Genomic DNA, 760 nt, shown 5'->3' with positions numbered 1-760 from the left:
CCAACAACCACAACCTGAAAATGACTGCCATCACCATTAACAATGACTTCATCTAAAGATAGGGTATCCATTAATACTTGTTTGATTTCATTTGTATCCATAATTGCTCAATCTCAACGTTAAAATAATAATCAGTTGCCTATCCTAATAGAATCCGGCCTACTCTTAAACCATGAAAAACCCCCTTAATGATAAAAGTATCAATAAGGGGGATTTTTTTATTGCTTTATCGGGAAAAGCATTAAGCAATATTCATAATTTCATCAAGATCATAGAGTGTGATTAGCGTTTGAAAGCGCTCACTAACACCTTGAATAACACATTGACGATCAAGTGCTTCCATTTCGGCCTTTAGATGGACAAAAAGTGCTAATCCGGTTGAGTCAATATGATCAAGTTGAGAAATATCGATGATATTAATATCAGCTAATAACGCTTTACGTTGTTGCCAAACTGGCAATAACGTTTCTCTATCTAGCGTTCCTTGGAAAGAGAGTATTTCACCCTCTTTTTGCCAATTTAACGAAGCTGACATACTATTTTTTCTCATCTAATGTAATCGGTGTTTTGGCACTAATTTCTAATTGCTTAGTTAAACCATCAACCCCTTTCGCACTTAAAATATCAGACCACTCATTTTGTTTGGTGGTGATCATGCTAACGCCTTCGGCAATCATATCATAGGCTTGCCATTCACCCGTTTTACTGTTCTTGCGCCATTGAAAATCAAGGCGTACTGGTGGTCGACCATTTTTATCAA

General features: G+C 36.6%; 3 protein-coding genes. All 3 read right to left on the bottom strand.

From position 1 onward, the window contains the following. Positions 1–101 (bottom strand): BolA family protein (locus tag ACYUCW_RS18075; protein WP_460409180.1); only part of this gene is annotated, 101 nt, incomplete at its 3' end. A 140-nt stretch (positions 102–241) separates the two neighbouring features. After that, positions 242–535, bottom strand: a complete 294-nt coding sequence (gene mlaB, locus ACYUCW_RS18070) for a lipid asymmetry maintenance protein MlaB (protein WP_004248922.1) — start codon at positions 533–535, stop codon at positions 242–244. Position 536: 1 nt separating this feature from the next. Continuing rightward, positions 537–760, bottom strand: a 224-nt coding sequence (locus ACYUCW_RS18065) for an ABC transporter substrate-binding protein (protein WP_460409179.1), incomplete at its 5' end; no start/stop codon positions are given.

Source organism: Proteus sp. MB838 (assembly GCF_054767435.1).
Note: the sequence above shows the minus strand (reverse complement) of the source record. Positions and strands in the feature narration are given on the sequence as shown.

Excerpts from the sequence above, each read along its gene's own strand:
- mlaB (WP_004248922.1), bottom strand. The coding sequence starts at position 535 with ATGTCAGCTTCGTTAAATTGGCAAAAAGAGGGTGAAATACTCTCTTTC.